16 protein-coding genes are annotated in these 17322 nt (G+C 42.5%); 13 read left to right on the forward strand and 3 right to left on the reverse strand.

Annotation, left to right across the window (positions count from 1 at the left end):
- The first annotated feature begins 3 nt into the window (after positions 1-3).
- The 13 genes from bshA (at position 4) to nth (ending at position 13064) form a co-directional block, all read left to right on the forward strand.
- Positions 4-1137 (forward strand): N-acetyl-alpha-D-glucosaminyl L-malate synthase BshA, encoded by a 1134-nt coding sequence (bshA, locus tag LCL89_RS03160; protein ID WP_224807641.1) that lies wholly within the window; start codon positions 4-6, stop codon positions 1135-1137.
- Entirely contained in the window at positions 1124-2335 is a 1212-nt protein-coding gene (locus tag LCL89_RS03165) for a CCA tRNA nucleotidyltransferase (RefSeq protein ID WP_224807642.1), read from the forward strand. The genes bshA and LCL89_RS03165 overlap by 14 nt, the downstream gene beginning before the upstream one ends.
- Positions 2308-3300, forward strand: a complete 993-nt coding sequence (locus tag LCL89_RS03170; RefSeq protein ID WP_224807643.1) for a biotin--[acetyl-CoA-carboxylase] ligase — start codon at positions 2308-2310, stop codon at positions 3298-3300. Before LCL89_RS03165 ends, LCL89_RS03170 begins: the two co-directional genes overlap by 28 nt.
- Entirely contained in the window at positions 3293-4114 is an 822-nt protein-coding gene (gene panB, locus LCL89_RS03175) for a 3-methyl-2-oxobutanoate hydroxymethyltransferase (RefSeq protein ID WP_224807645.1), read from the forward strand. Before LCL89_RS03170 ends, panB begins: the two co-directional genes overlap by 8 nt.
- An 11-nt stretch (positions 4115-4125) precedes the next feature.
- The gene (panC, locus tag LCL89_RS03180; protein WP_224807654.1) at positions 4126-4992 is read left to right on the forward strand and encodes a pantoate--beta-alanine ligase; all 867 of its coding nucleotides are present in this window, start codon (positions 4126-4128) and stop codon (positions 4990-4992) included.
- Between the two features lie 21 nt (positions 4993-5013).
- Positions 5014-5403, forward strand: a complete 390-nt coding sequence (gene panD, locus LCL89_RS03185) for an aspartate 1-decarboxylase (RefSeq protein ID WP_197316162.1) — start codon at positions 5014-5016, stop codon at positions 5401-5403.
- A 146-nt stretch (positions 5404-5549) separates the two neighbouring features.
- Positions 5550-8348 carry an ATP-dependent DNA helicase DinG gene (gene dinG, locus LCL89_RS03190; protein WP_224807655.1) on the forward strand — a complete coding sequence of 933 codons (2799 nt, stop codon included), beginning with the start codon at positions 5550-5552 and terminating at the stop codon, positions 8346-8348.
- Positions 8349-8444: 96 nt separating this feature from the next.
- Positions 8445-8615 (forward strand): YpmA family protein, encoded by a 171-nt coding sequence (locus LCL89_RS03195; protein WP_197316160.1) that lies wholly within the window; start codon positions 8445-8447, stop codon positions 8613-8615.
- On the forward strand, positions 8578-9108 hold the full coding sequence (locus LCL89_RS03200; RefSeq protein WP_224807656.1) for a cell wall elongation regulator TseB-like domain-containing protein: 531 nt from the start codon (positions 8578-8580) through the stop codon (positions 9106-9108). The genes LCL89_RS03195 and LCL89_RS03200 overlap by 38 nt, the downstream gene beginning before the upstream one ends.
- Before the next feature lie 11 nt (positions 9109-9119).
- Positions 9120-10304 (forward strand): pyridoxal phosphate-dependent aminotransferase, encoded by a 1185-nt coding sequence (locus tag LCL89_RS03205; protein WP_224807657.1) that lies wholly within the window; start codon positions 9120-9122, stop codon positions 10302-10304.
- A gap of 20 nt (positions 10305-10324) precedes the next feature.
- Positions 10325-11617 carry an asparagine--tRNA ligase gene (asnS, locus tag LCL89_RS03210; protein WP_197316157.1) on the forward strand — a complete coding sequence of 431 codons (1293 nt, stop codon included), beginning with the start codon at positions 10325-10327 and terminating at the stop codon, positions 11615-11617.
- 86 nt (positions 11618-11703) lie between these two features.
- Positions 11704-12399, forward strand: a complete 696-nt coding sequence (locus tag LCL89_RS03215) for a DnaD domain-containing protein (protein ID WP_197316156.1) — start codon at positions 11704-11706, stop codon at positions 12397-12399.
- 8 nt (positions 12400-12407) lie between these two features.
- Positions 12408-13064, forward strand: coding sequence for an endonuclease III (nth, locus tag LCL89_RS03220; RefSeq protein WP_224807658.1), 657 nt, complete (start codon positions 12408-12410; stop codon positions 13062-13064).
- A gap of 196 nt (positions 13065-13260) precedes the next feature.
- Here the strand turns inward: nth and LCL89_RS03225 are convergent, their stop codons facing one another.
- The 3 genes from LCL89_RS03225 to LCL89_RS03235 form a co-directional block, all read right to left on the reverse strand.
- Positions 13261-13419, reverse strand: coding sequence for a YjcZ family sporulation protein (locus LCL89_RS03225; RefSeq protein WP_404813391.1), 159 nt, complete (start codon positions 13417-13419; stop codon positions 13261-13263).
- A gap of 148 nt (positions 13420-13567) precedes the next feature.
- On the reverse strand, positions 13568-14401 hold the full coding sequence (locus tag LCL89_RS03230) for a protein-glutamine gamma-glutamyltransferase (RefSeq protein ID WP_224807660.1): 834 nt from the start codon (positions 14399-14401) through the stop codon (positions 13568-13570).
- Positions 14402-14669: 268 nt separating this feature from the next.
- On the reverse strand, positions 14670-17318 hold the full coding sequence (locus LCL89_RS03235; protein ID WP_224807672.1) for a PBP1A family penicillin-binding protein: 2649 nt from the start codon (positions 17316-17318) through the stop codon (positions 14670-14672).
- Positions 17319-17322 lie beyond the last annotated feature (4 nt).

Consider the following 17322-nt stretch of genomic DNA (forward strand, 5'->3'; position numbering starts at 1 on the left):
ATTATGGCTAAAATAGGAATTACTTGTTACCCCACGGTCGGGGGCTCTGGGGTAATCGCAACAGAACTCGGAAAACTCTTAGCTGAAAAAGGTCATGAAATTCATTTTGTAGCATCTCAAGTACCTTTTCGGCTTAACCGTGTTTACCCGAATATTTACTATCATGAGGTAGAAGTTAACAATTACCCCGTATTTCAACATCCACCTTATGATTTGGCATTAGCTGCAAAAATGGCAGATGTCATCAATAGAGAGGAACTGGATATCCTTCATGTCCATTACGCAATGCCTCACGCAATATGTGCTATTTTAGCCAAGCAGATGTGTAATCGTGATGTCAAAATCATCACTACACTGCACGGAACGGACATTACCGTCCTAGGTATCGATTCCAGCCTTAAAGAAATGATAAAGTTCGGTATAGAAGCCTCCGATCGAGTCACTGCTGTATCAAGCAGTCTGGTTTCGCAAACCCAGGATATGCTGGATACGACGCGGGAGATCGACGTTATTTACAACTTCGTAGACGAGCGGGAATATTACCGTAAAACGAACGAAGAATTGAAAGAACACTATTGCATTCAAGAAGATGAAAAAGTTTTGATCCATATTTCTAACTTCAGAAAAGTTAAACGGGTCCCGGATGTGATACGATCCTTTGCAAAAATTGAGAAAGAAGTTCCGTCCAAGTTGTTACTCGTTGGAGATGGGCCGGAGTATTCTGATTGTTATCAGTTGGTCAAAGATTTAGGCATTGAAGATAAAGTTCTTTTCCTAGGTAAACAAGATAATGTCAGTGATTTGTTGTCCATTTCAGATATGAAGCTGCTTTTATCAGAGAAAGAAAGTTTCGGGCTGGTATTATTGGAAGCTATGGCGTGTGGAGTTCCTTGTATCGGTACTAACATCGGCGGCATTCCTGAAGTCATCGATCATGGAGAAACAGGATACATTGCAGAACTTGGTAACATCGATCAGATTGCAGACTACGCTGTAAAGATCTTGACGGATAATGAGTTATTGAATTCCTTATCAGTAAATGCCAAACAAGTCGTGAATAACAAATTCGCTTCTTCTACAATTTTAGAAGAGTATGAAAGATTGTATGGACAGGTGCTGCACAATGAATCCTACTAATGAAAAAGTATTCCAACCCGCATTTGAAGTCATTGAGAAGATAGAACAAGCGGGAGGGGAAGCATATATTGTAGGTGGAGCTGTCCGGGATTATATATCAGGGAGACCCATCGGTGACATTGACATCGCTACGTCTGAAAAGCCGGGGCGTATCCAAGAGATTTTTGATAAAGTGATTCCAGTCGGGATCGAACACGGAACCGTCATTGTTCGCCATCAGTCCATTTCTTATGAAGTGACGACTTACCGTATTGAAGAAGGGTACGAAGACTTCAGACACCCCGATGAAGTGACGTTCGTTAAAGATATTAATCAGGATTTAGCACGGCGGGATTTCACTATGAATGCAATGGCAATGGATCGTCATGGTAACATCGTGGATCCTTACGAAGGAAAAAAAGCTATTGAGAAGCAATTGATCATTGCTGTAGGGGATCCTGTCATTCGATTCCAAGAGGATCCTCTAAGAATGATGAGAGCTGCTCGTTTCTCAAGTCAGATGAATTTCAATATTGACTTGGGCACCTTGGAAGCTATGAACGAACAAGCTCATCTGCTTCAAAACATTTCAATAGAACGCATAGCAGAAGAGACGGTGAAGCTGTTTTCAGGCCGGGGGTTCGACAATGGGATAAAAGCGCTTGTTCAAACAGGCCTGGTCAATCATCTTCCCTTGATGAATCAGGTGGAAATGCAGCCGAACGCACCGAAAGTACCTCTTCAGTCGTGGCCGGAGATTATCGTTTATGGTATCAGAATAGGTATTGATACAACCATCGGAAACTGGGCTCGTCAATGGAAGCTCTCTAATAAGGTCAAAAAAGAAGCAGAACATCTCTTTTATGCTTTCAGTCAGTTTACTACGAATAAAGAAGTAAGCAATCTACTCGTTTATCGACTCCCGTTTCCTTTATTTGAAGCATTTGACCGTCTTCTTCAAGCTGCTGAAGTGTATGAAGGTTCTCTTGTGGAAGAAATGAAAAATAAGCATGAAAAGCTGCCGATCTTTTCAAAAAAAGATATTGCTTTTCAGGCCAAGGATTTGATACAAATGTATCCTGATACGCCTAAGGGTCCATGGATAGCAAAGGCGATCGATGAAATTGAGCAGGCCATATTAGACAATCGTTTACCTAATGATTATGAAAAGATAAAGGAGTGGGTCGAGAAATGGAATCCACCCGAAAACAACTCATAGAATTGCTGGAAAACCAAGAAGGGTATATATCAGGTCAACAGCTGTCCGATTCTTTGCACATTTCAAGGACGGCTGTTTGGAAACACATGAATGAACTGAAGAAAGACGGATATGAAATCGAAGCCGTGCAAAGAAAAGGGTACAAGATCGTTTCTTATCCTGATAAAATAAGTACGAACACATTACAGTGGGGTCTGGACACGAATTGGATGGGTCAGAATCTGTATCATTATGATCAAGTTGAATCCACCCAGCAAATCGTCCATGAGATGGCGAAGCAGGGAATGCCCCACGGTACGGTCGTCGTTGCCGATGAACAGGTGAGAGGAAAAGGGCGTATGGCAAGAAATTGGCATTCCCCGAAGGGCAAAGGGATATGGATGAGTATCCTGTTACGACCGAATCTGCCGCCGATACAAGCCCCACAGTTGACACTCATGGCAGCAACTGTACTTGCTAAAATGATTTCAGAAGAATCTGATTTGAAACCACAAATCAAATGGCCGAACGATTTGTTGGTTCATCATAAAAAGATTTCAGGTATATTAACAGAAATGCAGGCGGAGCATGATCAAATACAGTACGTCGTTTTAGGAATAGGTATGAATGTGAATCAGGACTTGAGTGAAATTCAACAGGAAATAAGCCATAAAGCCTCTTCTTTAAAGATTGAGTCAGGCAACCATTGGAGTATTCCAAAGACGATACAGTCCATTCTGCGTCAGTTTGAAATTACATACGACCAATATGTAAAAGAAGGGTTCCAACAAGTGAAAAAAGAATGGGAACGGTATGGTTACAAAATTGGAGAGGAAGTTACCATTTCTACAATGAAAAAGACATGGGAAGCGACTCTCATTGGGATTGAACCAGATGGTGCGTTAAAAGCACGTGACCGATCTGGCAATGAAGAAAAACTTTATTCCGCCGAAATTCATTGGGGAGAAGGAGGATATCATGCTTAACAAACACCAGTTCAATAAAATGAAAAATGAAAACAATAAAATTGCAATGATCACTGCTTACGACTATCCTTCTGCCAAAATGGCTGAGGAAGCACAGGCGGATATGATATTAATCGGAGATAGTCTGGGGATGACTGTATTAGGTTACGACTCTACCATCCCAGTCACTTTGGAAGACATGATTCACCATGGAAAAGCCGTGAAAAGAGGAGCACCGCATACCTTCAAAGTTATTGATATGCCTTTTATGTCCTATCATATTTCCATGGAAGATTCCTTGAAAAATGCAATGAAACTTTATCAAGAAACAGAAGCCCAGGCTTTGAAGCTGGAAGGCAGCGGAGAAGTTGTAGGGACGATGGAAAGACTGGTACACGCAGGAATTCCGGTAGTTGGCCATATCGGCTTAACTCCTCAGTCCGTTAATGTACTTGGAGGATATAAAGTACAGGGAAAGGATAAGGATACCGCCAATCAACTATTGGAGGATGCTCTGCAGATCGAAGCAGCAGGTGCTATGGCGCTCGTTCTGGAATGTGTTCCAAGACAGCTGGCCGAATTGATTTCTTCCAAACTTACTATTCCTACAATCGGAATTGGTGCAGGAGCGGATTGTGATGGACAAGTCCTTGTTTATCATGACATATTGAAATATGGCGTAGAACGCCTTCCGAAATTTGTGAAACCTTATTATGATAGTAACAAAGCCTTAGGTGATGCGGTGAAAACTTATGTTCAAGAAGTGAAAGACGGATCATTCCCTGAGGAAAAACATACGTTCACAATGGATCGAGACAGCCTACCTGAAAAATAAGGAGCTTAACAATGGAACTGTACAGTGATATCAAAAAAGTGCAGCAGATGGTATCCAATTTGCATCAACAAGGGGAAACGATAGGATTCGTACCTACAATGGGGTATCTGCATGAAGGGCATGAACGATTGATCCAACGCGCCCGACAGGAAAATGACTATGTGATACTCAGCATATTCGTCAACCCGCTGCAATTTGGAGAAAATGAAGATTTAGATCATTATCCAAGAGATGAAAAGCATGACAGAGCAATCGCTGAAAGAAATGGGGTCGACATGATTTTTTTCCCGACCGTAGATACGATGTACCCAAATCCTCTTTCAGTTGAAATGACTGTGACTAGACGTGCTGATGTCCTTTGTGGCCGGAGCCGGCCTGGTCACTTCGAGGGAGTCGTAACGGTTCTTGCCAAACTATTCAATATATGCCGCCCTACACATGCTTATTTTGGTATGAAAGATGCACAGCAAATTGCAGTGGTAGACGCTCTTATTGAAGATTACAACTTTCCTGTCAAACTGGTGCCGGTCCCAACGGTCAGAGAGCAAGATGGACTTGCCAAAAGCAGCAGGAATGTAAATCTCACAGATAAAGAAAGAGAAGAAGCCCCCGCAATACAGGAAGCATTGCAGAAAGGCAGGGAAATGGTCCAGCAGGGTATAAAAAATCCTCTGACTATTAAAAACGAAATACGAAAGTTTCTTGAAAGCAAAACTCATGGTAAAATAGATTATATTGAGTTATTGTCTTATCCAAAACTGCAAGACGTTCATCATATCGAAGGTCAAGTCATATTAGCCACAGCCGTTTATTATGAAAAAGCGAGGCTGATCGACAATGTTGTCTTTGATGCGGATGGCCAACTTGCTTATGGATAAGAATTCAAGGAGGATATGAACATGTTTCGCACCATGATGAAGTCAAAAATACATCGTGCCAGAGTCACAGAAGCGAATTTGAATTACGTTGGAAGTATTACAATTGATCAAAACCTTATGGATCAAGTGGGGATTCTTCCACATGAGAAGGTCCAAGTGGTTAATAATAATAACGGGGCGCGTTTAGAAACTTATGTCATCGCTGGTGAAAGAGGAAGCGGCGTCGTTTGTCTGAACGGTGCAGCTGCTCGTCTCGTTCAACCTGATGATGTCGTGATCATTGTTTCTTATGCCATGCTGAGTGAGGAAGAATTGGCGGATTTCAAACCGAAAATCGCTTTGATGGGCGAAAACAACCAAGTTGAAGAAATCATCGAAGAAGAACCGCCATTGACAGCCTTACCTTTTTAAACAGCCCTCCTGTAATAGGTTTCAGTAGACTAAGAAAAAGATAAGCAGTGAAGAGGGGATCTTTGCCGGAAAGAAGGCAGGGTCCTTCCTTTTTGTAAAGCTTAGGGAGTTCCCTACAGCTTTTCTACATTGAAAGAGGGGTACTTATGACTACTTTTGCGATCGTCGATTTAGAGACAACAGGGAATGCAGCATCAAAAGGGGACAGGATCATTGAGATCGGAGTCGTTTTGATGCAGTTGAACGGTGAAATTATCCAGGAATTCTCTACTCTTGTGTATCCGGAGAGAGATGTTCCGCCCTTCATCACTTCTCTTACCGGCATCCATGAAGATGATTTGCTTGATGCCCCTTTGTTCTCAGAAGTTACAGACGAAGTTTATCATTTAATGAAAGACAGTTATATTGTCGCGCACAACATCGAATTCGATCTCGGTTTCTTGAACGAGGAGTTCAAAAGGTGTGGATACCCACCCTTACATAATCCGATCATTGACACGGTCGAAATGGCTAGAATTTTATTACCTGGGTCGGCAAGCTTCAAGCTTGGGCAGCTTTCCGAACAACTGGGGCTTGGCCATGATCAGCCTCATAGGGCACTATCTGACGCAAGAGTGACCAGTGATTTACTTAATTATCTGCTCCACCGTTTGAATCAACTTCCGGAGCGGACGTTGGAACACTTGTTAAAGGTGGAAGGAAAACTTAAAAGTGAATGGCGCCCCTTCATTCGGAAGTCCATAGAAAATAATCGTTACGAACAAACAAGCCCATATCCATTTGATTTGTGGCACGGGATCCCTGTTAAAAGAATTACGCAGGAAGAAGTGGTCTCCAATCCATCACTCCCTCCTTTCAAAGAATGGATCGAAAAAGCGTACAAGCATACGGACGGCTTAAAAAAGTTGATCCACAACTATGAAATTCGACAGGGACAGGAAAAGATGACTGAAATGGTCTTTGAGGCATTATCAGAACAGAACCATGCCATCATAGAAGCTGAGACTGGAACAGGGAAGTCAATGGCTTATTTGCTGGCTGCGCTTTATTATTCTATCGTCAACAATGAGCGACTTTTAGTCACGACCCATACGAACAGTTTGCAAAAGCAGCTTCTTGAAAAAGAAATCCCAGCTTTGGAAGAGCTGTTTGGCAGACCTGTACGTGCCGTCTTATATAAGGGACGGAACCATTACATCAGCTTGGTGCATTTCAGTTATGAATTGGAGCAGTCCTATCAGGATAATTACGACATTGCTTTGACTAAAGCTATGATTCTTGTGTGGTTGACTGAGACCACTACTGGAGATATTGATGAAATTCAACTGCCTTCGAATGGGAAACAATTTTGGCATAAGGTCTCGGCTGATCAATCCAAAAAAACAGTAGAGCTTGAAGAGGGTAAAGAATCTTATTACCATTGGGCTGAAAAAGAGGCTGATTCTGCAGATTTAATCATCACAAACCATGCCTTGTTCTGCATGGATCTGATCAGTTCCGAACAACGCCTGCCTGGGTACGACCGCGTCATTGTGGATGAAGCCCATCACTTAGAAGCGGTTTCCAGTCGTTACTTTGGAATACAGCTCAATTATAAAGAACTCCAACGTCAGCTGACCCAATTTGCAGAAATGTTTCAAAAACGGAATTATTCCAAAATACCTCTTTCCCCTTCAGTAGTTACGGAGCTTGAGCGTGCGCAATTTTCCGTAGATGAGGCAAAAGAAGAATTGAATCATTTATCGAGATATTTGTTCCAAAGAATTAAAAGTCATAAGAAGAAAGACAAAACGAAAAGTGATGTAGGACGGATTCAATTTGTTTTGGATGGGAAAGAAGTTGGTTTCCGCAGTACTGCCAATGAAATGTGTCACCGTTTCCTGGCAAGTATCAAGAAGCTGGCGATCGCTATGGAGAAAATTCATGACCAGCTTCAATTGGCTGGTCAATTGAATGAAGATTACCGGATTCCTATACTTGTCTCGCGTTTGAGCAGTCAAATTGAGTTGACAAAATCAATCCGTGATCAACTCGTTGACTATTTCGATATGAGTGACAGCAATGAAGTGAAATGGATTGAAATTGAAGGCGAAGGCGCAACAAACGCCGTATACTTATTTAAGGAACCTTTGAATGTTTCTGAAATATTGCGGGCCCGGCTGTTCAATCAGAAGCGAAGTGTTGTGTTGACGAGTGCTACATTGTCAACGGATGCATCCTTTGATTACATCCGAAAAGTGTTAGGGTTGGAAGGAAATGTAGAAGCAGTCGAGGCAAGCCTGCCTTCCCCATACGACTTTGGACGTCAGGTGAAGGTGATGGTCCCTAACGATTTTCCAAATATCAAAGCAAGTCCCGAAGAATATGTCGAAGCAATTAGTGAAGCGATCTATTCAGTGGCTACTATAACCAAGGGCAGGATGCTGGTATTATTCACTTCCTATGACATGTTGAGAAAAACATACCATTTATTGAAAGAATTCATCGATCCTGAGGAGTTCATGGTGTTTGCACAAGGGGTTTCTACAGGAAGTCGTGATCGCCTGAAAAAAAACTTCCAGGCTTTCGATCAATCCATTCTTTTAGGCACGAGTTCTTTTTGGGAAGGTGTCGATATTCCGGGGGATGATTTGTCATGTCTCATGATCGTCCGTTTACCATTCCAGCCTCCTCATGACCCTGTAACATCCATGCGGGACCAAGCTTTAAAGAAACAACAGCGGAATCCATTCATGGAACGATCCTTGCCGCATGCCATCATCCGTTTTAAACAAGGGTTCGGCCGATTGATCAGGTCCAGTACAGACCGAGGTGTGGTTTTCATATGTGATCAGCGTTTAATGGAAGCGAAGTATGGGAAGTATTTCCTATCCTCAATCCCTGATGTACCCGTTTCTTACCGCTCTACACGTGAATTAGTAGATGAGATCGATGAGTGGTTATAAGTCCGATTGCAGGTTCATTTCTACTTCGGTCCTGTTACCTGTTATAATGTTTACGTATCCTGGTGAGACAAATCATCGAATTTTGGAGGGAACGGAATGGATAAAAAAATAGAAACACTATCAACGGTCAGAATAAAAAAGACCGATGACCTATATAAGCTGGTGGATACTTTGAACCGTACACTGAAAGAAGAAAATCTAATGTTTGGGATGGCGCTGGATGATGAGGATGATCAAACCGCAGTCTTCACGATTTATCGTACCTAGATGGCTGAAATGGTCGATTTTGATCACAGGAACGATTCTATTTCTATGCAGTGCTTTTTTCATTTATATGTATGCAGATATCAATCAGGACCGAACGAAAGGCAACGATGAAGCTGCAAAATTCGCGCTGCAGGAAACCGCATTGAAAAAAGTCGATCAAGTCAGCAACTATCATGGGGATAAGACGGTACATATTGTGAGAGGCGTGACAGATCAACAAAAAAATGGGATTGTATATATTGACCTAGAGAAAAAAGAAATCCTTAAAGAAAGTTTCAGGGAGGACAATCTCTCTTTGGATGAAATGAAACAGGAGTGGATGAACGCTTGTGAAAACTGTGAATTCAAGAATATACAGTTTGCCTATGAAGAAAGCCACCCTGTCTTTGAAATTACTTATATAGATGAAAAGAACAGATATGTACTAGACTATTACCAGTTGAATGGGGAAAAGTTCGATCAAAGGTTCGCATTCAAACAAACTGATTCGTAGGAGTGAATGAAATGGAACTAGCAAAACGCGTTCAATCTTTGACACCTTCCAGCACTTTAGCCATTACGGCAAAAGCCAAAGCACTGAAAGCTGAAGGGCATGACGTCATAGGCTTAGGAGCTGGTGAACCTGATTTTAATACACCTTCATATATCATGGAAGCTGCCAAACGTGCGATGGATGAGGGTAAAACGAAATATACTCCTGCAGGAGGCATCCCTGAGTTGAAGAATGCAATTACTGCAAAACTCCACAGGGACCAGCAATTGACCTATACCAATGAACAAATCATCGTCACCACTGGAGCGAAACATGCGCTTTATTCTTTATTCCAAGTCATATTGGATAAAGATGATGAAGTGATTGTTCCTGCTCCATATTGGGTCAGTTACCCTGAGCAGATCAAACTCGCAGAAGGGAACCCTGTAATCGTATCTGCAGATGAATCAACGGATTTCAAGCTGACTCCAGAACGGCTGAAAGAAACGATAACTTCTAAAACCAAAGCCGTCATTATTAATTCACCAAGCAACCCGACAGGAATGATGTATACGAAAGAAGAGCTTGAAGCTCTAGGTCAAGTATGTGTCGAGGAAGATATTTTAATCGTATCTGATGAAATCTACGAGAAACTGATTTATACCGAACAGCAACATGTTTCCATTGCTCAAATATCTGATGCATTGTACAATCAGACCGTCATCATTAACGGTTTATCCAAGTCACATTCAATGACGGGATGGAGAATGGGTTTTGCCGCAGGGAACAAAGAAATCATCAAGGCGATGTCGAATCTTGCATCACATTCCACATCCAACCCCACTTCCATAACCCAATATGCAGCGTTGGCTGCTTACACCGGTTCAGAAGAAAAGGTGGACGAGATGAGGAATGCATTTAAGGGACGATTGGATGCGTTGTATGATTTATTGATCGACATCCCTGGAATCGAATGTGTCAAGCCTGCGGGAGCATTTTACCTGTTTCCGAATGTCAAAAAAGCAGCGGATGAATGTGGCTTTGATGACGTGGATGGCTGGGTGAAAGCGTTGCTGGATGAAGAGAAAGTAGCGCTCGTTCCTGGATCAGGATTCGGGTCTCCTGACAACGTACGTTTGTCTTACGCCACTTCCATGGACCAACTGGAAGAAGCGGCAGAACGAATTAAAAAATTTGTAAGTAAATATCAATCTTAATGTAAGCTGGAGGTATTATTGTGAAAACGACAATCTCGCAAGTATCAAAATATGTAGGACAAGAAGTCACCATTGGAGCGTGGCTTGCAAACAAACGCTCAAGCGGAAAAATCGCTTTCCTTCAATTGCGTGACGGAACAGGATTCATGCAGGGGATCGTGGTTAAAGCGGATATCGGTGAAGAAAAATTCCAGGAAGCAAAGTCTTTGACTCAGGAGTCTTCCCTTTATGTCACGGGAACTATTGTAGAAGATACTCGCTCCCCACTAGGCTATGAAATGCAGGTGAGTGGTTTCGAATTGATTCACGAAGCCGTGGATTATCCGATCACTCCAAAAGAACATGGTACAGAGTTTCTGATGGATCACCGCCACCTGTGGCTGCGTTCCACACGTCAACATGCCGTGATGAAAGTACGTAATGAAATCATCCGTGCAACATACGAATTTTTCAATGAAAACGGCTATGTGAAAATTGATCCACCAATTCTTACAGGTTCTTCTGCTGAAGGAACAACTGAACTATTCCATACCAAGTACTTTGAGGAAGATGCTTACTTATCCCAAAGTGGTCAGTTGTATATGGAAGCAGCAGCGATGGCTTTCGGGAAGGTTTTCAGTTTCGGACCGACTTTCCGAGCAGAAAAATCCAAAACACGCCGTCACTTGATCGAATTCTGGATGATTGAACCGGAAATGGCATTCATGGATCACGAAGACAGCCTGGAAGTACAGGAACAATACGTTTCGCATGTTGTCCAATCTGTTTTGAAAAATTGTAAAATCGAGTTGGAAGCTCTTGGCCGGGATACAGAGAAACTTGAAAAAATCCAGGCGCCATTCCCTCGCATCAGTTATGATGATGCCATTAAGTTAGTGAAAGAAAAAGGTTTCGACGATATCGAATGGGGCGAAGACTTCGGTGCGCCACATGAAACAGCTATTGCTGAAAGCTATGATAAGCCGGTTTTCATTACCAATTACCCTGCAGATATTAAAGCTTTCTATATGAAGCCTGATCCTGAGCGTCCTGAAGTTGTCCTATGTGCTGATTTGATAGCACCAGAAGGATATGGAGAAATCATTGGAGGTTCTCAACGAATCGATGATTTGGAACTTATGAAACAACGTTATGAAGAACATGGATTGACTGGCGAAGCATATAAGTGGTATTTACAGCTTCGTGAATATGGCAGTGTCCCTCACTCTGGTTTCGGTCTTGGTCTTGAGCGTACAGTTGCCTGGATTGCAGGAGTCGAGCACGTCCGTGAAACGATTCCGTTCCCTCGTCTATTGAACCGCTTGTATCCATAAGTCATCCGAAAAGGAAAACACCGATCAATCGCCACGGGCGTTATCGGTGTTTTTTCCTGAGAGATATAGAAATGAGGTGAAGTGTCATGCCTAAGTATCAAAGCTTTGAAAGTATTTTGGATAATCAGGTGATGATACCGAAGAAACTTTTATGTGATTACATCAAGTTGGGATTGAAAGAAACCGAATTGATGGTGTTGATTCAAATCCACCGTTTTCGTACAGAAGGTAACTTGTTTCCGACGCCGGATGATTTAGCCGATCATTTGAGCATTTCAGGACAAGAATGCTCACAAGTTCTGAGGCGTCTGATACAAAAGCAGATGCTTACAATTGAACAGAAGCATAATGAAGATCAGGTGCTGAATGAATGCTATTCCTTGGAACCGTTGTGGGAAAAACTATACACCTATACGCCTGTTCAAAAGCCGAAAACACAGGAGTTCAATGAAAACATTTTTCCATTGTTCGAACAAGAATTCGGCCGGCCGCTATCTCCATTTGAAATTGAGACGATCAATATTTGGTTGGATGAAGATCAACAGTCTCCTGCCTTGATCAAAGCTGCGTTGAGAGAAGCTGTGTTAATGAGCAAACTGAATTTCAAGTACATCGACCGCATTTTGAGAGAATGGAAGAGGAAAGGCGTACAGACCGTAGAGCAGGCAAGGGAACAAGGAAAGCAGTTCCGCCAAGGTCAGACGACAAGGAAAGAACCAGCTTCATCAAGTAAAAAACGTGATATCTCGCTCTATTACAATTGGTTAGAGGAGGACTTATAACATCTATCATGCTTAATAATTCACAGATTCGCCAATGTCTAGACGTTTTCGAAGAAATGTTTCCAGAGGCTGAATGCGAGCTGAATCACTCCAATCCGTTTGAACTGTTGGTCGCCGTCGTTTTATCTGCACAAGCCACTGATGCCCTGGTGAATAAAGTGACTCCAGGCCTTTTTGAGAAGTACAAAACGCCGGAGGATTATACAGCTGTACCTCTGGAAGAGCTGCAGGAAGATATTAAACGTATCGGTTTGTACCGGAACAAAGCGAAGAATATTCAAAAGTTATCCCGGACGTTGATCGATCAGTTCAATGGTGAAGTCCCTAAAACGAAGAAGGAATTGGAAAGCTTGGCTGGAGTGGGGAGAAAGACCGCGAATGTGGTGGCATCTGTCGCTTTTGATGAACCGGCAATCGCTGTAGACACCCATGTAGAACGAGTTTCCAAAAGACTTGGCATCTGCCGTTGGAAAGACTCAGTTCTTGAAGTAGAAAAAACATTGATGAAAAAAATACCTGAGGAAGAGTGGAGCGTCACCCATCATAGAATGATTTTCTTTGGTCGTTACCACTGCAAAGCTCAACGTCCGAATTGTGAAGAATGCAAGCTGCTTAGTTTGTGCCGGGAAGGACAGAAGCGAATGAAGAAAAAGAGTCATTCGTAAATAAGGTTTTTAGAGCAGGATTATGAGAAATGTAAGTAAACGAATGGTCACACATCAAATAAAAACCAGCACCCGGATTTTAGGGGTGCTGGTTTTTATCTTTATTAACCCTTAGCTTGATCGTTTTAAAGTCTAAAAATAGCTGTAATCATTGAATCCGGCGGGGCTGTAACAAGATCAAACACTATGATCTTGTTTACCATTTACAAATGCTGGTGCCTACAATGATCAATAAGATAAACAGCACAATAATCAATACAAAATTGTTTTTGTAAGGATAGCATCGATACATAGGAGCGGTAGGCATGTGAGGGACATTCGCACCCATGTATGGTGCATTTATATTAGCACCCATGTACGGCGCGTTTACATTTTCCATTTGAAAACTTCCTTTCACTTAGTGGGTTTGTCACTATATAGTACTCCACTTGCATGAAAATGAGCCCGTCAACCTCAAAGATGGGTAGATGTCTCGTATGCACTGTAAAATACCTTGTATAACTTTATTCATACCCAAGTTCAGAGAGATATTGTCTGAATGATATAGAATCCTTATTATGATGGACAATGATTGGGGACGGTTTGTAGAAGTTCCAGCGATGTGGATTGAAGAAGCCGGCTAACTGGTTGTATGAAGGCCTGGTTATTAAGCTTGTCAAATAAGCTGACTGTTTACTGTCAGACGTTCTGTATTTATTAAGCCCCTCAACCATTTTCTTCTCTGTTCTTATACTGAACCCATGTCCAAAAAAAAGGTTATTCTTTAATGCTACAGCATTGACTCCTCTGAACCAGGATGTCTCAGGATCCACGTCCGGATTATTGAAATAGACGACGTCTCCAGGGATATAATGATCCGTAAAAATAGAATGCAGTCCAAGGTCATAATCAGTATTCCAGCTGTACAAGTATAGGTTTTGGAAAATGTAGTCAAAGGAATCACTGCCGATCGTCTTCAAAACGGCATGATAAAAAATAATGACGCAGGAAGTGGCACATTCGAAGCTGTAAAGACCGCTGTTTTCAAAAATGTCGTCAACAGCATCTGATGGTTTCACTTCAGGTTTCAGCAGAAATCCACCCGCTTGGGTTAAATTCCAATATTCAGGGTTACATCTTGCATTTTTAAAGGTGGCAAAGACTGATTCACCTTCATCCATTTTTATAGAACTTTCGATTGTGTTTTTTCTGATATTGATCTCAAACAAGAGCTCTTTCTCTGTAGGAAAAGAGTAGAAGAAAGGGGCTTTCTCTAAAGAGTCAATGATATCATTGAAAACTTTATCAGAATTCCATGAGCTGTCTGGTTCAAAAGGACTCCCGGCCACGTAAATCATAGGATTCCTCCTTATATAGGAAGTCATTTGGTGTTGTTCTTATGGTATTCAAGAATAGGGAGGAAGATGTTAATTCTCATGATGCCCTGACTTCTCTTGGGGAAAAGAAAGTTCAAATCCTCCCATCAAACTAAAAACGAGCAAACGGTGTAGTAAATTTCAGAGAATAGGTGAAAGGGGGATGAACACAGGCAAAAGATAAAAAAAAACGCTCTGTATGTATACAGAGCGTTTTTCACAAGTATGGTTATCTTTAATCCTTCATTATTCATGCTGCAGAGTCAAGTAGACCATTCAATGCAGAGCCGTCGTCAGAGTCAGATCCATCACCAGACCCTTCACCGGAACCGTCACCTGATCCATCTCCGGATCCAGATCCATCCCCGGATCCGTCATTGGATCCGCTTCCGTCACCTTCACCACCTTGATCATTTCCGGGGCTGCCATCATTATTTTGGCCGCTGTCTTGTTCACCATCACCTTGGCTTCCATCATCATTTCCAGTTTCGTTATCTTCATTTTCTTCTTCTTTGTCTTCTTTATCTTTCTCTTTATCCTTATCTTCGTCTTTTTCGTCTTTATTTTCCTCTAATGCTTCGGTTTGTACCTGAACGTTTGCTGAATCACTCTCCGCTGCTTTTCCTTCATCACTTTGAGCTACAACAGAGAATTGATACGTGGCACCTGCTTCGATATTAGAAACATTGAGGCTCGTATCCTTCGTCGTTGTCAGGACTTTCGGTTCGCCGTCATTGATGGAAACTGCGATCCGGAAGGATATACCCTCAGTCTCTCCATAAGACCATGATAAGTCTATGGACTGTGTTTCTTTATTGAATGCGCCTGTTAAACCTTGGACTGGCTCCAATTTCTTATAAACATTGGATACTTTAGAAGGCTGATTATCCACGTGGAAGAGTTCTGTGACGATTTGACTCTCCGGTGTGAATTTACTCGGCAGCTTGGCTGGGCGGGATCCATCTTCGATATCTACCCAGACGACAGAATCTGGTTTTGTGAAGTCTTTCGTTTCTTCACCTTCAGATAATTGAGTCATCAAAGGTTTGAACATCTGCTTCGGAATATCTTTTGCAGCCTGTGAAAGACCTTCGTCGATATCCCCATATCCAGTCCAGATGGATACGGAGTAGTTCGTCGTATAGCCGTTGAACCATGAGTCAGGAGCAATTTGTTTGCCGCCAACTTCACGGTTTGTCGTACCCGTTTTTCCTGCTTCAGGAAGGCCGGGAACATTGGCTGCACGGCCTGATCCTTCAGACATCGTTGTTTGTAACATGTCTGAAATCATGTAGGCTGTGTAGCTGTTCATCGCTGATTTCGGTTCCGGTTTCATGTCGATTGTACCTTCACCAGGGAGTTCAACTTTTCGTACCGTATAAGGTTCGTTGTAGACACCTTCATTACCGAAAGCTGCATAAGCACCAGCCATCTGCACAGGGCTGACGCCAGTACCGGAACCGCCGATTCCATCACTGAGCATCATCTGGTCACCTTCAAAATTAATTCCTAATCCTTCTGCAAAAGATTGAGCTCGATCAATCCCCACTTCTTCAAGTGTTTTCAATGCAGGGATGTTGAGTGACCGGCTGAGTGCATACCTTGCAGATACCCAACCTCTGAAACGGTTGTCAAAGTTGTTCGGTTTGTAACCGCCGCCGAATTCAGTTGGTTCGTCTTTAATTTGATGATACGTCGATATTTTCTCGTTTTGAATCGCCGGTCCGTATGCCGTGATCGGTTTGAACGTTGAACCTGGCTGACGAGTGATGTCTGTTGCAAAGTTGAAGTTCCCTTGTTGATAATTACGGCCACCGCCGATGGCACGTATGGCACCGGTCTGGGTGTCAGTTACTGCTACACCGGACTGAAGTTTTTCGTCAGGCCAAGGGATCTGCCCATCACTGCTCAAAATGTTTTCCACTGAGTCTTGAGCTTTTGGGTCCAATGTCGTATAAATTTTCAGACCGTCTTTGAAGATGTCTGCACCATCCATTTTTTCCTGAACTTCTTTCCGAACTTGGTCAATGAAAGCATCATAAGGGGTGTCCCGTTTTGGTTTTTCATCGACAAGGAGATCCTCGATATTGACTTTTCTAGCTTCATTAGCTTCTTGTTCTGTGATTTTTCCGTGCTGCACCATCAGGCTCAGCACCGTGTTCATTCGGTCTTTTGCTAAATCCGGGTTATCAAATGGTGCGTAAGCAGTCGGACGTTGAGGGAGACCGGCGAGCAACGCTGCTTCAGGTAAAGTCAGCTCACTCAGGTCTTTCTTGCCGAAGTAGGTGTTAGCAGCTTCAGCTACTCCATATGCGCCTGATCCATAATAGATTTTATTCAAATACATTTCTAAAATTTTATCTTTTGAATACTCCTGATCGAGTTTGACGGCCAAGTACTGCTCCTGGACTTTTCTCTCCAATGTCTTATTACTGGATAGGAAAGACCGTTTAACTACCTGCTGGGTAATCGTACTGGCACCTTCTGCACCGAACCCTCTTGTGATGTTCGCCCAGACAGCCGCTACAATTCGCTTAAAGTCGATTCCGAAATGATCATAAAATCTTGCATCCTCTGTAGCGATTACCGCATCTTTCAACACAGGGGGAAGGTCGTTGTAACTCACTTTAGTCCGGCGCTCTTCACCTGAGAGATCAGTGATCAACTCATCATTTTTATCGTAAACTTTTGAAGAAAAAGGAGTAGATAATTTCGATTCATCCAAACTAGGTGCATCGGATACATAATATGCGAAGAGCCCTCCGACACCGATCATCATAATAAGTCCAAGTGTTATGAGGGTCATAAAAATTTTTTTGAACTTAGGTTTTGATTTGCTTTTCTTGTCATTCTTCATTTGTTTTCTTCTTGCTGTACGTGACTGGCTTTCATTTGCCATTTAG

This window comes from Halobacillus yeomjeoni (genome assembly GCF_020171525.1).
GTDB lineage: Bacteria > Bacillota > Bacilli > Bacillales > Halobacillaceae > Halobacillus > Halobacillus yeomjeoni.